This is a genomic window from Streptomyces sp. NPDC014656 (assembly GCF_043084305.1).
In the GTDB taxonomy this organism is placed as follows: Bacteria; Actinomycetota; Actinomycetes; order Streptomycetales; family Streptomycetaceae; genus Streptomyces.
In genome coordinates this window covers 300,895-315,409 of record NZ_JBIBZN010000001.1, presented here as the reverse complement: position 1 = coordinate 315,409, position 14,515 = coordinate 300,895, and the positions used below count along the sequence as shown (strand labels likewise).

The 14,515-nt window shown below is 74.1% G+C and carries 11 protein-coding genes; 6 read left to right on the top strand and 5 right to left on the bottom strand.

The annotated features are described in order from the left end of the window. Positions 1 to 29: 29 nt before the first annotated feature. On the top strand, positions 30 to 1,376 hold the full coding sequence (locus tag ACF1ED_RS01555) for an MFS transporter (RefSeq protein ID WP_391756355.1): 1,347 nt from the start codon (positions 30 to 32) through the stop codon (positions 1,374 to 1,376). Positions 1,377 to 1,505: 129 nt separating this feature from the next. Here the strand turns inward: ACF1ED_RS01555 and ACF1ED_RS01550 are convergent, their stop codons facing one another. From ACF1ED_RS01550 to ACF1ED_RS01530, 5 genes are all read right to left on the bottom strand, one after another. Then, positions 1,506 to 5,453, bottom strand: coding sequence for an amino acid adenylation domain-containing protein (locus ACF1ED_RS01550; RefSeq protein ID WP_391756354.1), 3,948 nt, complete (start codon positions 5,451 to 5,453; stop codon positions 1,506 to 1,508). Continuing rightward, positions 5,450 to 6,742 (bottom strand): methylaspartate mutase, encoded by a 1,293-nt coding sequence (locus ACF1ED_RS01545; protein WP_391756353.1) that lies wholly within the window; start codon positions 6,740 to 6,742, stop codon positions 5,450 to 5,452. The genes ACF1ED_RS01550 and ACF1ED_RS01545 overlap by 4 nt, the downstream gene beginning before the upstream one ends. Continuing rightward, on the bottom strand, positions 6,739 to 7,158 hold the full coding sequence (locus ACF1ED_RS01540; RefSeq protein WP_391756352.1) for a cobalamin B12-binding domain-containing protein: 420 nt from the start codon (positions 7,156 to 7,158) through the stop codon (positions 6,739 to 6,741). Before ACF1ED_RS01540 ends, ACF1ED_RS01545 begins: the two co-directional genes overlap by 4 nt. 119 nt (positions 7,159 to 7,277) lie before the next feature. After that, positions 7,278 to 7,904, bottom strand: a complete 627-nt coding sequence (locus tag ACF1ED_RS01535) for an LmbU family transcriptional regulator (RefSeq protein ID WP_391756351.1) — start codon at positions 7,902 to 7,904, stop codon at positions 7,278 to 7,280. A gap of 39 nt (positions 7,905 to 7,943) precedes the next feature. Further along, positions 7,944 to 8,153 (bottom strand): MbtH family protein, encoded by a 210-nt coding sequence (locus tag ACF1ED_RS01530; RefSeq protein WP_391756350.1) that lies wholly within the window; start codon positions 8,151 to 8,153, stop codon positions 7,944 to 7,946. A 1,108-nt stretch (positions 8,154 to 9,261) separates the two neighbouring features. Between ACF1ED_RS01530 and ACF1ED_RS01525 the strand changes: the two genes are divergently transcribed. From ACF1ED_RS01525 to ACF1ED_RS01505, 5 genes are all read left to right on the top strand, one after another. Beyond that, complete coding sequence (locus ACF1ED_RS01525; RefSeq protein WP_391756349.1) at positions 9,262 to 9,774, top strand: SMI1/KNR4 family protein; 513 nt, start codon at positions 9,262 to 9,264, stop codon at positions 9,772 to 9,774. Between the two features lie 285 nt (positions 9,775 to 10,059). After that, entirely contained in the window at positions 10,060 to 11,151 is a 1,092-nt protein-coding gene (locus ACF1ED_RS01520) for a PIG-L family deacetylase (RefSeq protein ID WP_391756348.1), read from the top strand. Beyond that, positions 11,126 to 12,199, top strand: a complete 1,074-nt coding sequence (locus ACF1ED_RS01515) for an ATP-grasp domain-containing protein (RefSeq protein ID WP_391756347.1) — start codon at positions 11,126 to 11,128, stop codon at positions 12,197 to 12,199. The genes ACF1ED_RS01520 and ACF1ED_RS01515 overlap by 26 nt, the downstream gene beginning before the upstream one ends. Continuing rightward, a complete protein-coding gene (locus tag ACF1ED_RS01510; RefSeq protein ID WP_391756346.1) occupies positions 12,196 to 12,969 on the top strand; it encodes a PHP domain-containing protein in 774 nt (257 codons plus the stop codon). The genes ACF1ED_RS01515 and ACF1ED_RS01510 overlap by 4 nt, the downstream gene beginning before the upstream one ends. Beyond that, the gene (locus ACF1ED_RS01505; RefSeq protein WP_391756345.1) at positions 12,957 to 14,450 is read left to right on the top strand and encodes a glycosyltransferase; all 1,494 of its coding nucleotides are present in this window, start codon (positions 12,957 to 12,959) and stop codon (positions 14,448 to 14,450) included. Before ACF1ED_RS01510 ends, ACF1ED_RS01505 begins: the two co-directional genes overlap by 13 nt. Positions 14,451 to 14,515: the final 65 nt, after the last annotated feature.

Here is a 14,515-nt window from a genome sequence, read left to right as displayed (position 1 = left end):
TGAAACTGCGGCGGGTATGGCCGGGATTCGTGGTTTCTTTCCTCGGGGACGGCATGAGCGCCGTCGCGGTGAGCTGGCTGGCCCTGGAGCTGGCCCCGCGACAGCACCAGGGGCTGTGGGTCGCCCTCGCCGTCGGCGCCTACACCCTGCCCGGGGCCGCCGGGGCCGTCCTGCTCGGGCCGTTCATGCGCGGCCGCGGCGGCGCGCAGCTCGTCACCTGGAACGCGACGCTGCGGGCGGCCGGGCTCGGCCTCGTACCCGTCGCGGCCTTCTTCGACGTCCTGTCCATCGGCGTGTACGCGGGACTGCTGGCGGTCTCCTCGCTGCTGCAGTCCTGGGGTTCGGCCGGCTACTACACGCTGGTCGCGGAGACGCTGCCCAGGTCCAGGCACCTCTCGGCGAACGCGCTCATCTCGACGCTCAGCCAGACCGGCATCCTGCTCGGACCCGTCGTCGCGGGTCTGCTCATCGCGTGGACCGGTGCCCTGTGGGCGCTCGCGGTCGACGCCCTCACCTTCGCGGTGCTCGCCGTCTCCTGCCGGCTCGCGCTGCCCCCCTCGGCCCGCGGCGCACGGGCGGAGCCGAAGGAGGGGGAGGACGAAGAGGGCGAGAAGGACGAGGAGGACGGCCGGAAGGAGGAAGAGGAGAAGGACCGGGCGTCCGGGTTCCGCGTCATCGCCCGGACTCCGGCGCTGCTCGGCGTGATGGCACTGTCCTTCGGCTTCTACCTGCTGTACGGACCCGTCGAGGTCGGCCTCCCGATCCACGTCGCCAACGACCTGGGGGCGCCCGCGTCGGTCCTCGCCTGGCACTTCGCCGCCTTCGGCGCGGGGGCCGTCTGCGGCGGTCTGCTCGCCTCGCACCTGGGACGGCTGCCGCACTGGGTGGTCCTCAACGGGAGCGTGCTCGGGGCGGGCCTCGGCCTCCTGCCGCTGGGCCTGGGCGCGCCCGTCGCCGTGACCGTGCCCTGCTTCGGTGCGGTCGGCCTGCTCTACGCGCCCTTCGGCGCCACCGCGACCGCCCTCGTCCAGCGCACGGTGAGCGGCGACCGGCTCGCCCAGGTGCTCGCGGCCAGGAGCGCGCTCCTGGTGACCTCGGGCCCGGCCGGGATCGGGATCGGCGGGCTGATCGTCGCCGGGTGGGGCGCGGGCCGCGCCATCCTCGCGGCCACCCTGGCCACGCTCGGACTCGGCGTGGCCGGCGCCGTGCTGAGCGGGCTGCACCGACTGCGGCGCCCCGGGCCCTCCGCTGCTCCCGGGGCCGAGACGGAGACGGGGACGAAAGCGGAAGCGGAAGCGAAGACGGGGGTGGGGGCGGAGGCCGAGACGGGGGCCGGAGCGGAGACCGAGGCCGAGCCGAGCGGCACCGCGCGCTGACCGCGCGCGGCACCGCGGGCCCGGCCCGGCCCCCGCCCCTCGCCCCGGGGCCCGAGCCCGGACGCGGGCTCAGGGCGGGGGCCGGGCCGGAGCGGTGCCGGGGCTGGGGCCGGTGCCGGGGCCGTGGTCTCAGCGGGAGCCCAGCGCCTCCTGGACGACCGGTGCGACGTCGTCCAGGACCGAGGGGCCCATCATCTCGCCGTGCAGGCAGTCCAGCGGCACGTCCCTGACGCGGCCGGTGACGAAGGGCTCCCAGCACCGGGCGGTCGGCGCGTCGGAGGGCCGCTCGCGTCCGGCGGTGAAGTAGAGCAGGTCGCCCCGGAAGCGCGGCGGCACGTGCTCCTCGCGCAGCTCCTGGTGGTGCAGGATCGTCTCGATCACCCGGGGCAGCTCGTCCCCGTCGATGCCGTCGAGACCGCCGATCGCGGCGGCCAGCGCGTCGACCCGCCGCCGGACGGCCGCGGGCTCCGCACCCTCCTCGCGGGCCTGCCGGAGGTCCGCGAGCAGCTGGCGGAGGGTGTCCGCCGACGCGGGGTCGGGGCCCTCCGGGCCGCTCTCGCCGGTGATCCGCGAGGACGGGAACGTGTCCAGCATCGCGAGGAGCCCGACCTCCTCGCCCGCCTCCTGGAGCAGGGCGGCGACGGCGTGGGCGACGAGCCCGCCGAAGGACCAGCCGAGCAGCCGGTACGGCCCGTGCGGCTGGACCGCGCGCACCCGCTCCGCGTAGTCCCGCGCCATCGCCTCCAGCGAGTCCGGCCGCGCGGAGGGGTCGGTGAGCCCTCGCGCCTGCAGCCCGTACACCGGCACCTCCCGGTCGATCCGGCCGAGGAGCCCGCTGTAGCACCAGGCGACGCCGCCCCCGGGGTGGAAGCAGAACAGCGGCGGCTCGCCGCCCGGGGCGCGCAGGGGCAGCAGCACGTCGAAGGCGTCCCGCCGCGGCCCGGCGGCGATCCGGCGGGCCAGTCCGGCGGCCGTCGGCTCCTCGAACAGGTCGCGGATCCGCAGGCTCGCCCCGAGCCGCTCGCCGATCCCGCGCATCAGCCGGATGCCGAGCAGCGAATGCCCGCCGAGCGCGAAGAAGTCCTCGTCGGGGCCGACCCCGCCGGTGCCGAGCACCTCGGCGAAGAGCGCGCACAGCTCGGCCTCGACCGGGGTGCGCGGCGCCGCGCGCACCCCGGAGGGCGCGGGGCCGGGCTGCGGCAGGGCCTTGCGGTCCAGCTTCCCGTTGGGCGTGAGCGGCAGTTCGGGCACGATCACCACGGCCGCCGGCACCATGTGCGCGGGCAGCGCCCGCGCCGCGTGCTCCCGGAGGCCGGCCGGGTCGGGCGCGGTGCCGGGCTCGGCGGGGACCGCGTACGCCACCAGGCGGCGGGTCTCCCCCGCCTCCTGGAGGACGACGGCGGCGGCGCCGACGCCGGGGTGGCCCGCGACCACGGCCTCGATCTCGCCGAGTTCGACCCGGAAACCGTTGATCTTCACCTGCTGGTCGGCCCGCCCCGCGAATTCGAGGTCGCCGTCCTTGTTCCAGCGCCCCAGGTCCCCGGTGCGGTACATCCGCCCGCCGGGTGCGCCGAAAGGATCGGCGACGAAGCGCTCGGCGGTCAGACCGGGCCGGTTCAGATATCCGTGCGCGAGCCCGGCCCCCGTCACGTGGATTTCGCCGACGACGCCCGGCGGAACGAGTTCCAGCGCGGAATTCAGCACGTACACGCCCTGCCGTGCCTGGGGGCGTCCCACCGGAAGAACTCCGGGCGGTGTCTTCCGGCCGGGTTCGATCCGGTACTCGGTGCAGTTCACCGTCGTCTCGGTCTGTCCGTAGACATTGAAGACGGTGGATTTAGGATTTCGGGCCCGCCAGAGCTCCAGCATTTCGGTGCTCAGCGACTCGCCGCCCAGCAGGAGTTCTCCCGAGGGGGAGAATCCGGCCTCCGCCTCGTCGAGGATCGCGACGTGGCTGGGGGTCGCCTTGAGGAAGGTGGCCGGGAAGGCCGCCACACCGGAGAGCTCGTCGTCGGTCGGCGCGGTGACCGAGGACAGGCACACGCAGCCGCCGACGGTCAGCGGCGTGCACAGACCGGTGACGGTCAGGTCGAACGACAGCGGCGAGGGGACCACCGCCACGCCGGACATCCCCGGGTACGCCCGCGCGCACCAGCTCACGTAGTCGGCGAGCGCGCCGCACGGGATCACCACGCCCTTCGGGCGGCCGGTCGAACCCGAGGTGTAGATCACGTAGGCCGGGTTCCGGGGGTCCTGCGCGACCCCCTCGGGCGGCCCGGCCGGCTGCTCGGCCAGCAGGCCCCGGACCTCCTCGTCGTCCAGCCGCAGCACGGGCACCGGGACGGCCGGCAGACCGGTCACGGCGGACGAGGTGAGCAGCAGGGCGGGCCGGGAGTCGTCCAGCATGTACGCGATGCGGTCCGCCGGGTACTCCGGGTCGACGGGGACGTACGCGGCCCCGGCCTTGAGCACGCCGAGCAGCGCCGCCACGGCGTCCACGCCCCGGGGCAGCGCCAGCGCCACGAACCGCCCTCCGGTCACGCCCCGGGCGGCGAGCAGCCGGGCCAGCCGGTCGGCCCGCTCGTCCAGTTCCGCGTAGCTCAGCCGGTCGCGGCCGTGGACCACCGCCAGGGCGGTCGGCGTGCGGCGCGCCTGTGCCTCGAACAGGCCGAGGAAGCCGCGGCGGTCCGGCTCGGGGGCGTCCGGGCCGCGCCCCCAGCCGAGGACGCGCTCCCTGTCCTCGGGGCCGAGGACAGGGATCCGCCCGACGGGCAGGTCCGGTTCGGCCGTCGCCCGGTCCAGGATCCGCACCAGCGCGCCGGCCATGCGCTCGGCCGTGGACCGGTCGAACAGGTCGGTGGAGTAGCGGAGTTCGCCGTCGACACCGTTCTCCCCGCCCGCGCCGTCCGAGTGCTCCATCAGCGAGAGCGCCAGGTCGAACTTGGCCACCGGCACGTCCACCGGCTCGATCCGCCCGGTGAGCGGTCCGAGCGGGAACTCCAGGCCGGTGTCCTGATGGACCGACAGCATCACCTGGAACAGCGGGTGCAGCCCCAGTGTCCGGGGCGGGTTGACGATCTCGACGAGCCGCTCGAAGGGGAGGTCCGCGTGCGCGTACGCCTCCAGGTCGGTCTCCCGCACCCGGCCGAGGAGTTCGCGGAAGGTGGGTTCGCCGGACAGGTCCGCGCGCAGGACGAGGGTGTTGACGAAGAACCCGACCAGATCGTGCAGCGCCTCGTCGGTGCGGCCCGAGGTGACCGTGCCCACCGGCACGTCGCCGCCCGCGCCGAACTCGCGCAGCAGCACCGCCAGCGCCGCGTGCAGCACCATGAAGGAGGTCGACCGGGTCTCCCGGGCGAGGCGGGCCGTACGGCGGTGCAGCTCCGCGTCGATCCGCACCGGCACCCCGGCTCCCCGCCCGCTGCCCTCCGCCGGGCGCGGGCGGTCCGTGACGGGGACCGCCTCCTGGGGCAGCCCGGCGAGCCGGGCGGTCCAGTACGCCGACTGGCGGGCCAGTTCGCTCTCCGGGTCGTCCTCCGTGCCGAGCACGTCGCGCTGCCAGCTCGCGTAGTCCGCGTACTGGACCGGCAGTTCCTCCCACACGGGCGCGGTTCCCGCGCGGCGGGCGGCGTACGCGCGGCCGAGGTCCCGTACCAGCGGTCCGGTCGACCAGCCGTCGCTCGCGATGTGGTGGACGACCACGGACAGGACGGACTCGTCCGGCCCCAGCCGGAACAGGCGGGCGCGCAGGGGGATTTCCGTGCCCAGGTCGAAGGGGACGGCGGCCTCCCGGACGAGCAGGCCGTGCACCGCGTCCCCGTCCGCTTCCTCGACGGGGAGGGGGACGAGGACGGTCGCGGCGTCCAGGATCCGCTGGTGCGGCGCTCCGTCCGTCTCGGCGAAGACGGTCCGCAGGCTCTCGTGGCGCCGGACCAGGTCGGTGAGGGCGTCCCGCAGGGCCTCCGGGGCGACGCTCCCCCGCAGGCGCATCGCCAGCGGGATGTTGTAGGCGGCCGTCGGTCCGTCGACCTGGTCGATGAACCACAGGCGCTGCTGTGCGAAAGACAGGGGGATCATGAGGACTTTCCGGATCGGCTGTAGAAGGTCTCGGCGCGGTTCCAGTGCGACAGCTGCCGCTCGAACTGCTCGGCGCGCCGCCCCGGGGCGGCGGCCGCGGACGCGCCGGGATGCGGGCGGACCGCCATGTTGCCGGTGCTGCGCCATTGCAGCCGGCCGGCCGGGTCGAGGAAGCTGCGGGCGCGGTTGCGGTTGTCCGGGTGGATGCAGTACGGCACGTCGAGCAGCCCGGAGCGGAACGCCCGCAGCAGCGCCGTGCCGACGAGTTCGTCCAGCGACAGCACGGACTCGACGAGGGCGAGGGCCTCGGCCAGGACGCCGGCGGGCGCGTCCCGCCCGGCGGGCGGTGACGCCGGGGGGTCCGCGCGCACCCGCCGCGCGTGCTCCGCGGCGGTCCGCAGCGCGCCCACGTTCTCGGCGACGGTCGGGATCCTGGAGTGTTCGGCCGGGGTCTTCACGATCAGCCGCTCGGCGCCGGTCAGCACGGCCAGTTCGGCGCTGCCCCGCAGCAGGTGTCCGGCCTTCGCGGGATCGTGCGGGTACAGCCCCATGTAGGTGTAGACGACGACGTGCCAGTCGACGTCGGGGAGGAACCGCGCGGCGAGGGCGCGCAGGGCGAGGACGGCCTCGACGTCCTGTTCCAGGGACGTCTGCTGGGCGTAGCTGAGCGACACGCTGCGCACTCCGTGCTGCCGGAAGAACACCGCCTCCAGCAGGGAGAGCGCGACGAGGAGGCTCGGCGGGCACAGCTGCCCGAGCATGCAGCCGCCGAAGGTCTCCATGTGGACGCCGCCCGCCCCGGCGAGGAGTTCGCAGGCGCGCTGCCATTCGGCGACGGCCGTCGCCAGGGGCACCCGGCCGTACGGCAGGCAGTAGGAGACCGGGCCGCCCTCGCTCGCCCGGACGCCCGAGGCGAGCATCACCTCGAAGAGGTCGAAGGGGGCGGCGGAGCCGTGCCGGATCTGGACGGGGAAGTCGTCTCCGGCGAGGCCGGCCAGGACGGCCCGGGTGCTCCGCGCCCCGTGCGCCACGATCGGATAGCCGTTCAGGGGGGTGCCGTCGGCGCAGGCCGCGCGGGCGGCCCCGTGGTCGCCCACCCTCGTGTAGCTGTCCAGGGTGACGGTCCCGCAGGTGGGGAACCCCAGGGCCCGGACGGCGGCGAGGCCCCGCCGCATGGCGCGGGGATCGGAGAAGCCCATGCGGGGCTGGACGACCGGAACGCCGCCGGCCCGCGCGGAGTCCCGCACGTACCGGGAGAAGGTGCTGACCGCGGGCTGTGGGCTGTTCACATGACCTCGGTCGGGGTCGGGGCCGGTGTGGGGGCCCGCGTGGGGGCCGGGGCCGGCGTGGGGCGGGGGGCGGTACGGGCGAGGGCCGCCACGCGCGCCCGGAAGCGCGCCAACTCGGCTTCTCCGGGGCCGAAGACGCCGTCGAACCCGGCGGCGAGGAGCGCGTCGGCGTACTGCCCGCCCGCTCCGTCGACGCCCAGTTTTCCGCCGATCACCATGGTGATGCCGTCCCGGCCGGGCAGGGAGCCGATCGCTCCCGCGTAGGCGGGGCCCTCGATGTGACCGTGCCCGTTGACCGTGCTGAGCACGACGAGCGCCGGCGGTTCGGTGCGGCAGACCTCCACGAGGTCGGCCACGTCGGTGCAGGCTCCCAGGTTCCGCACCTCGAACCCGAGGTCTTCCAGGAGCAGCTGCAAGTAGACGAGATTCCAGGTGTGTGCATCGGACGAGATGGAACACACGACTGCCTTGGCGTCGAGTTCTGTGCGCACTTACGCCGGCCTCTCAGGTAAGGGAATCGGCGAGAATCGTTCGTCTAACACGCCGCTCTGTCCACGGCGTCCGCGATCCAGTCCTCCAGATCGATGTTCTGCTTGCGGGCCGCTTCCCGCCAACGCCTAATGCGGTCCTGACTCAGGACCAGGCGCAATTGATACGGCTGGGGTTCCGGCTGTGATTCCGCGCCTTCCGACGACTCGCCGGCGGCCTTGATCTGCTTTCTGAGTTCATTTCTCGACCAGCCGAATTTAACGGCGAATTCCAGCCAGTGGTCCTGCTCCGCAGGGGGGAGCGCCGCCACTTCCATATGGTGCTGGAAGGTCAGTTCCGCACGACGTCGCGCGAGATCGAATTTCCGGGCGACCCAGGCGTAGTTGCGCAGGGTCTGGTAGTCGAGCTGGGTGCTCGCGACCGCCTCCCGGTAGCGGGTGCGGTAGCACCGCTGGCCGAAGACGAGCCAGTCGCCGATCCACCATGCCGACGCCTCGCTGACGTCGATGATCTGGCGTCCTACCGAGTGCCATGCCTCGAAGGGCAGGTCGTCGCGGAGCCGCAGGCCGATCCGGTCCGCCGCCGGGGCGTCCGTCTCGGGGTGCCGGCCGGTCAGGCCGGCGATGTCCGGGAATCGAAGGTGAGAATGCTGCCCGCCATGTCGTTCGTGCATCGAAGGATTCTTCCCGAGCGGTCCCTCTGTTTCTCGTGGTCAGCGAGTGGTGGCCTCTATCAGGCTCTTCGGCCGCAGGTCGGTCCAGTGCTCCTCCACGTAGGAGAGGCATTCCTCCCGGCTGGTCTCGGGAAGCACGATCTCCCAGCCGGCGGGCACTTCGATGGCGGTGGGCCAGAGCGAGTGCTGCCCCTCCGAATTCACGAGTACCGAATACGTGGCGTCGTCGTCCTCGAACGGGTTGGGCATGTGATTCCCCTCAAGTTCGTATGCGATGCCGGGTCGGCGTCATCCTCCGTGATCTTACTGTCACATTGGTTCATCGGCAATGGATTTCATGGATTCGCAATTCACATTCTATTGGGGACTATAGGCGGATTCAGTCACCCTGATGCAGAAAAGGTAATGGCCCCCGCGAGGGGGCGGAGCGGGGCTACGGCCACCGCCCGCACGCACGCGGCCGGCACGAGCGCGGACGCCTTCACGCGGACGCCCGGCGCCCCCGGACGGCACGTACACCGCGTACGCGAAGCACCCGAAGGCGACGGGTGCCGCGACCCCGGCGAAGTACACGCTGTCGCCGGGTGTCGCCACGGATCCCGCGCCGACCGAGGACCGGAACGCCGCGACCGGCAGCCGGGTCCGGCTCGGCACGTACGCCCTTGAGCGGAAGAGCGGCGGGCTCGTGGTCGCCGACGGCGTGAAGCCGGTGCGTGACGGGTCCGGCGGGACGGGCCGCCGGAAAGAAGTCCTTCGCCTACGACCCGCCCGACCGCACGGCGTCCAGGACGGCCGACGGCAAGACCGCCGACGGCCCGGCCGAGGAGACCTGCCACCCCGGCCTCGACCGGTTCACCGGCCGGGACATGCACAACGTCGCCCTCGCGGACACGGGGCCCGCTTCCGACCCGTACGCCGGAAACCGTTACGCCTTCACCGGCGGAAACCCCCGAGTTTCGCCGAGCTGGACGGCCGCACGTGCGGCGGTGACTGGTGCAGGGAATTCGGCCGGGTGGTGGCGGTACCGAGATGCGGAACCTCGTCACCTTGTACGTCGGACCCCATCAGAGGGTGATGGCGGCGCACGGGAACCAGGTCTCCGACATGGCGGCCAAGGGGCGGACGGCCCACTACGAGGTGACCTCCCACCACACGGGCGAGAACGTCGTTCCCGACAGTTCGGCCATCAAGTGGCTGAACCTGGACGCGGGAGAGATGCCACCCGGTCCCCTCGCCGTCCGGCACGCCGACGGGGCTCGAACCGCAGGTCGCTACGGTGGATCACCAAGGGTGCGGGCGGGCATCGGTGCCGGTGTCCGCCCGCGCCCGCCCTTCTGCGAAAGGTCCTTGCATGTGGGTGCGACGCATCCTCGAGTTCACCGGCCGGGAGCCGTCGGCGCACTCCGTCGACTGGGCGGCGGTCGAGGAGGAGCTTCGCGTTCCCCTGCCGGCGGACTTCAAGCAGCTGTGCGAAGTCCTCGGCGGCGGAACCTTCTGTGACTCCGTCTCTTTCCTCGGCCGCGCGGAAGGGTCTCATTTCAATTTTCTCCTGCGGTGGCGAGCGCCCCTTTCCCTTCGCCTTCCCGCGGACAGCGGCCAGTACCAGGAGTACACGCCGGGCGGCAAGGGGTACATCACATGGGCCTCGACCGAATGGGGCACCGAATACTGCTGGCTCGTCGACGCGCAGCAGCCCGGCGCCTGTCCCGTCCTCGCGCGGGGCGAGGCCGGCGAGTGGTGCGAGTACGACATGTCGACGTCGGAGTTCCTCTACAGGGTCCTGGCGGACAAGGACTTCCGGCCGTTCGGCATCGCCCGGTACGACCTCGACCCGACGTTCCGGCCGGGCCCCGGGGCCCACGGCGGCTGACCGGATGCGAGGAGGGTGCCGGCCCGGCGGCGAAGCACGGGCCGCGGCACCGTGGTGCCGCCCCGCGCCCCCGTGGCGGACCGCCGTTCCCCGGCGATCCCGCACGGGGGGGCTTCTCCCTCGCCACCCGGCCCGCGCGCGAAGGGTGGAACCGAGGGAGCCCGCCGGGGCACCGAAGGCCGGTGGGCGCGAGGCCGACGAGCGCGGGCAGGCACCCTCCCGGCCGGGGTTCCCGCCCCGGTGGAGAGATCGGCACCGCACGGTAATGTGCACGATATGTCCGAAATGTTCGATGCCGCGGATGTGGGTGGCCACAGCGGCGCCGGGCCCTCCCCCCTCGCCGGAACGCACATCCTCCTCGGCGAACGGGACGCGGAGACCGCCGCTCGCCTCGCCCGGAGCCTGCGCGAGCACGGCGCCTCCTCGGTGCACGCCGTCGACTCCCCGGAGGCGTTCCTGCGCGCCGGCGCCGACCCGCCCGCGCCCGTGCGGTTCTGGGACGCCGCCGTGTGGCACACCGGCTTCGGCGGGGACGACGGCTCGCTGGGCCGGTTCCTGAAGGACTGGCGGGCCCTGCACCCCGGGATCCCCGTGGTCGTGACCGACGACGCCCCCAGCGCCCGGCTGGCGGTCGCCGCGCTGCGCGGCCGGGCCGCCGACCTGGTCGAGCGCTCCGATCCGGAGGGGCTGGCGGCGGCTGTCGCCCGGGCCGTCGCGGAACGGGCGGACCCGCTCGGCGTCGAGGGCTCCGGGCAGGGTTCGCTGCGCATGCTGGTGGTCGGCGCCCACCCCGACGACGTCGAGATCGGCCTGGGCGGCACCATCCACCGCCGCGCGCACAGCGGCTGGGCCGTCACCGTACTCACCATGTCCGGCGGCGGAAACGGCGGCGACCCCGCACGGCGCCGGAAGGAGGCGCACCGCGCCGCCGAGGTGCTGGGCGCCCGCCTCCTCATGGAGGACCTGCCGGACGGGTCCATGGCGGACGACCGCGTCACCGTGGAAGCCGTCGAACGGGCGGTCGCCGAGACCGCGCCCGACGTCGTCATCGTCCACTCCGAGAGCGACACCCACCAGGACCACCGGGCCGTGCACCGCGCCACGCTCGTGGCCTGCCGCAAGGTGGCCCGGCTCGCCTGCTACCAGTCCCCCTCCGCCACCGTGGCCTACCGGCCGAACCGCTTCATCGAACTGAGCGAGGTCGACGTGGAGGCCAAGCTCGCCGCGATCGCCGCGCACCACTCACAGGCCGCGAGCCGCTGGTACCTCGACGAGGACCTGCTGCGCTCCACCGCCCGCTACTGGGGCCGCTTCTCCCAGACCCGCTACGCCGAACCCCTGGAGCTCGTCCATGAGCGCACCCCCCTCCTCTTCTGAGCCCGACCTCTCGCTGCCCCTCGGCCGGCCGCCCCGGGTCCTCGTCACGGGCGCCGGCGGGCCCTCCGGCGTGTGCTTCCTGCGCGCCCTGGACGGGGCGGCCGAGCGGTACGCGGCGGACCTCGACCCCAACGGCGCCGGCCTCTACCTCGTCCCGCGCGCCTACCGGACGCTGGTGCCGCCCGGCGCCGCCCCCGGCTACGCCGAGGCGCTGCTGCGGCTGTGCGCGCGGCACGAGATCGACGTCCTGGTGCCGACCGTCGACGCCGAACTGGTGGCCCTCGCCCGCGCCGCCGACGCCTTCGCCGACGCGGGCGTCCGGGTGCTGGTCTCCCCCGCCGGGGCCCTGGAGACCTGCCTGGACAAGTGGCGGCTCGCCGAGGCCTGCCAGGGCGCGGTACGGCTGCCGGACACCCGGCTCGTCGGCTCCCCCGGCGCGGCGGAGCCCGGCGGCGGCTTCCCGGCCATCGCCAAGCCGCGCACCGGCTCCGGCTCCCGGGGCATCGTCCTCGTCCGCTCCGCCGGGGAGCTGGCCGGGCTGCCGCAGGACGGCTCCTACCTGCTCCAGGAGTTCCTGCCGGGCACCGAGTACTCGGTCGACGTGCTCACGGACGCCTCGGGGCGGGTCGTGGCCGCCGTGCCCCGCGCCCGGGACAAGACGGACTCGGGCATCGTCGTGGCCGGCCGGGTGCTGGACCTGCCGGAGCTGTCCGGGATCGCCGAGGACACCGTCCGCACCCTCGGGCTGCGCGGCGTCCTCAACGTCCAGGTCCGCGAGGACCGGGCCGGGAAGGCCGCCCTCCTGGAGGTCAACCCCCGCCCGCCGGGCGGCATGTCGCTGACGGTGGCCGCCGGGGTGGACATGCCGAAGTGGGCGGTCGCCTCGCTGCTCGGCACGGAGCCGCCGGAGCGGATCGCCCACCGCGAGACCGCGGTCGTCCGCCACTGGCAGGACGTCGTCCTCGCGCCGCGCGAGCTCGGCGACATGGGCGACGTCACCGAGGCCGCCCCGCCGGACGCCGGAGGGGACCGGGAGGCGGCGGCGTGACCGGCGAGGCGGCCCGGGCCCGGCCGCTCCCGGGCCGCGATCCGCTGCGTACCGACCTGCACGCCCACACCGACTTCTCGTCCGACGGGCACGACCCCCTCGCCGCCGTCGTCGCGGCGGCGGCGGACGCCGGGCTCCGTACGCTCGTGCTCACCGACCACGTGCGCGCGGACACCTCCTACCTCCCGGGGTACGCCGGGGCCGTCCGCGCGGCGCGCGCCACGGCGCCCCTGGAGCTGGTGTGCGGGGTGGAGGCGAAGGTCCTCGACACCGAGGGCCGGATCGACCTCCCGGCGGACCTGACGGGCATCGAGCACGTCGCCCTGGCCGACCACCGCTTCCCGCTGCCCGACGGGCCCGCCCACCCCGAGGCCGTACGGGCCCTGCTCGACGGGGGCCGGCTCGCGCCGGACGAGGCGCTGCGGCTGCTCGTCCTCGCGACGGCGCGCGCGGTGGAGCGGGTCCCCGAGGGACTCACCACCCATGTGGCGCACCTGTTCAGCGTGCTGCCCAAGGCCGGGCTCGACGAGGAGGGCGTCGACGCGGCGCTGCTGGAGCCGCTGGCGCGGGCCTGCCGGGAGCGGGACGCGGCGGTCGAGCTGAACGAGAAGTGGCGCTGCCCCTCCGTCCGCACGGCCCGGCTGCTGCACCGCGCCGGGGTCCGGCTCGGGGCCGGCAGCGACGCCCACCGGGCGGCGGACGTGGGCCGCTTCCCCTGGGTCACGGAGGCCCTGGCCGGCGCGACGACGGAGGAACGGTGCACGTCCTGAGCCAGACCGCGCACGCCGTGGCGACGGTGACCGTCTTCCTCGGGGCGGTGCCGCTGGTGGTCGCCGTGCTCCAGTTCCTGCTGGTCGGCCTCCAGCGCTTCCGGCACCTGTACGAGGACCGGCCGCCGTGCGTGCCCCGCACCGCCGTCCTCGTCCCGGCCTGGAACGAGGCGCCGGTGCTCGCCTCGTCCGTCGAGGGGCTGCTCGCCCTGCGCTACCCGCCGGACCGCCTCCGGGTCGTGGTCGTCGACGACGCCAGCACCGACGCGACGCCGGAGGTGATGCGGGAGCTGACGGCCCGTCACCCCGGACGGGTGGTGCACCTGCGCCGGGAGGACGGCGGCCAGGGCAAGGCCCACACCCTCAACCACGGCCTCGCCCACGTCCTCGGCGACGACTGGGCCGAGGCCGTGCTCGTCATGGACGCCGACGTCGTCTTCGACCCCGACGCCCTGCTGCGGATGACCCGTCACCTCGCCGACCCCGGGGTCGGCGCCGTCACCGCGTACATCAAGGAGGGCAGCGGGAAGCAGGGCAACTACCTGACCCGCTACATCGCCTTCGAGTACATCACCGCCCAGGCCGCCGCCCGGCGCGCGCAGAACGTCCTCGGCGTCGTCGCCTGCCTGGCCGGCGGGGCGCAGCTGCACACCCGGGCGAGCCTGGAGGCGATCGGCGGCCGGATCGACACCTCCACGCTGGCCGAGGACACCGTCACCACCTTCGAGACCCAGCTGGCCGGCCGCCGGGTCGTCTTCGACGGGTACGCCACCGTGCTCGCCGAGGAACCGGGCGACCTGGCCGGACTGTGGAAGCAGCGGCTGCGTTGGGCGCGGGGCAACCTCCAGGTGACCCGCCGCTACCGGCACCTGTGGTTCCGGCCGTGGAAGCGGCGGGAGGGACACCGGCTCGGCTCGGTCCTCTTCGGCCTGATCTGGTACTCGCTGCTCGCGACCCCGGTGCTGCTGACGGCCTGTTCGGCCTCGCTGCTCTACCTCTACCTCACCGACTCGGACCGCTCCTGGCAGCTGTTCCACCGGCTGTGGGTGATCAACCTCGTCTGCTACCTGCTGATCATCCTGATGGCGGCGGCCGTGGACCCGGGAACCTTCCGGCGGTGCGGGCGGGAGGCGCTGCTCTACCCGGGGATCGTCTCCACCTGCGTCCTCGTGGTCACCGGGCTCCCTTCGGTCTTCCTGCCGCTCCTGGAACGGGCCGGGCTGTTCACGGACGACGGCTCGCCCCAGCTCCTGATGGTCGTGGTCTACGCCTGGATGGGCCTCGCCCTGCCCCTCGCGTGGCTCGCGAAGCTGCTCACCGGAACCCGGGCGCGGTTCCTCGCGCCGGTGCTGCTGCACCTGGTGGGGTACGGCTCGCTGCTCGCGGCCTGCCTGGTGGCGGCCTGGGTGCAGGAGCGGCGGAACGCGGAACTGAAGTGGGACAAGACCGAGAAGACCGGGAAGGTGGCGGCGGGACGATGAGGGCGGCGGACCCCGGGAAGCCGGGAGCGGGCCCCGGGGAGCCGGCGGCGGGCCAGGCGCCGGGG

Excerpts from the sequence above, each read along its gene's own strand:
- ACF1ED_RS01550 (WP_391756354.1), bottom strand. The coding sequence starts at position 5,453 with ATGATCCCCCTGTCTTTCGCACAGCAGCGCCTGTGGTTCATCGACCAG.
- ACF1ED_RS01535 (WP_391756351.1), bottom strand. The coding sequence starts at position 7,904 with ATGCACGAACGACATGGCGGGCAGCATTCTCACCTTCGATTCCCGGAC.
- ACF1ED_RS01530 (WP_391756350.1), bottom strand. The coding sequence starts at position 8,153 with ATGCCCAACCCGTTCGAGGACGACGACGCCACGTATTCGGTACTCGTG.
- ACF1ED_RS01520 (WP_391756348.1), top strand. The coding sequence starts at position 10,060 with ATGTTCGATGCCGCGGATGTGGGTGGCCACAGCGGCGCCGGGCCCTCC.
- ACF1ED_RS01515 (WP_391756347.1), top strand. The coding sequence starts at position 11,126 with ATGAGCGCACCCCCCTCCTCTTCTGAGCCCGACCTCTCGCTGCCCCTC.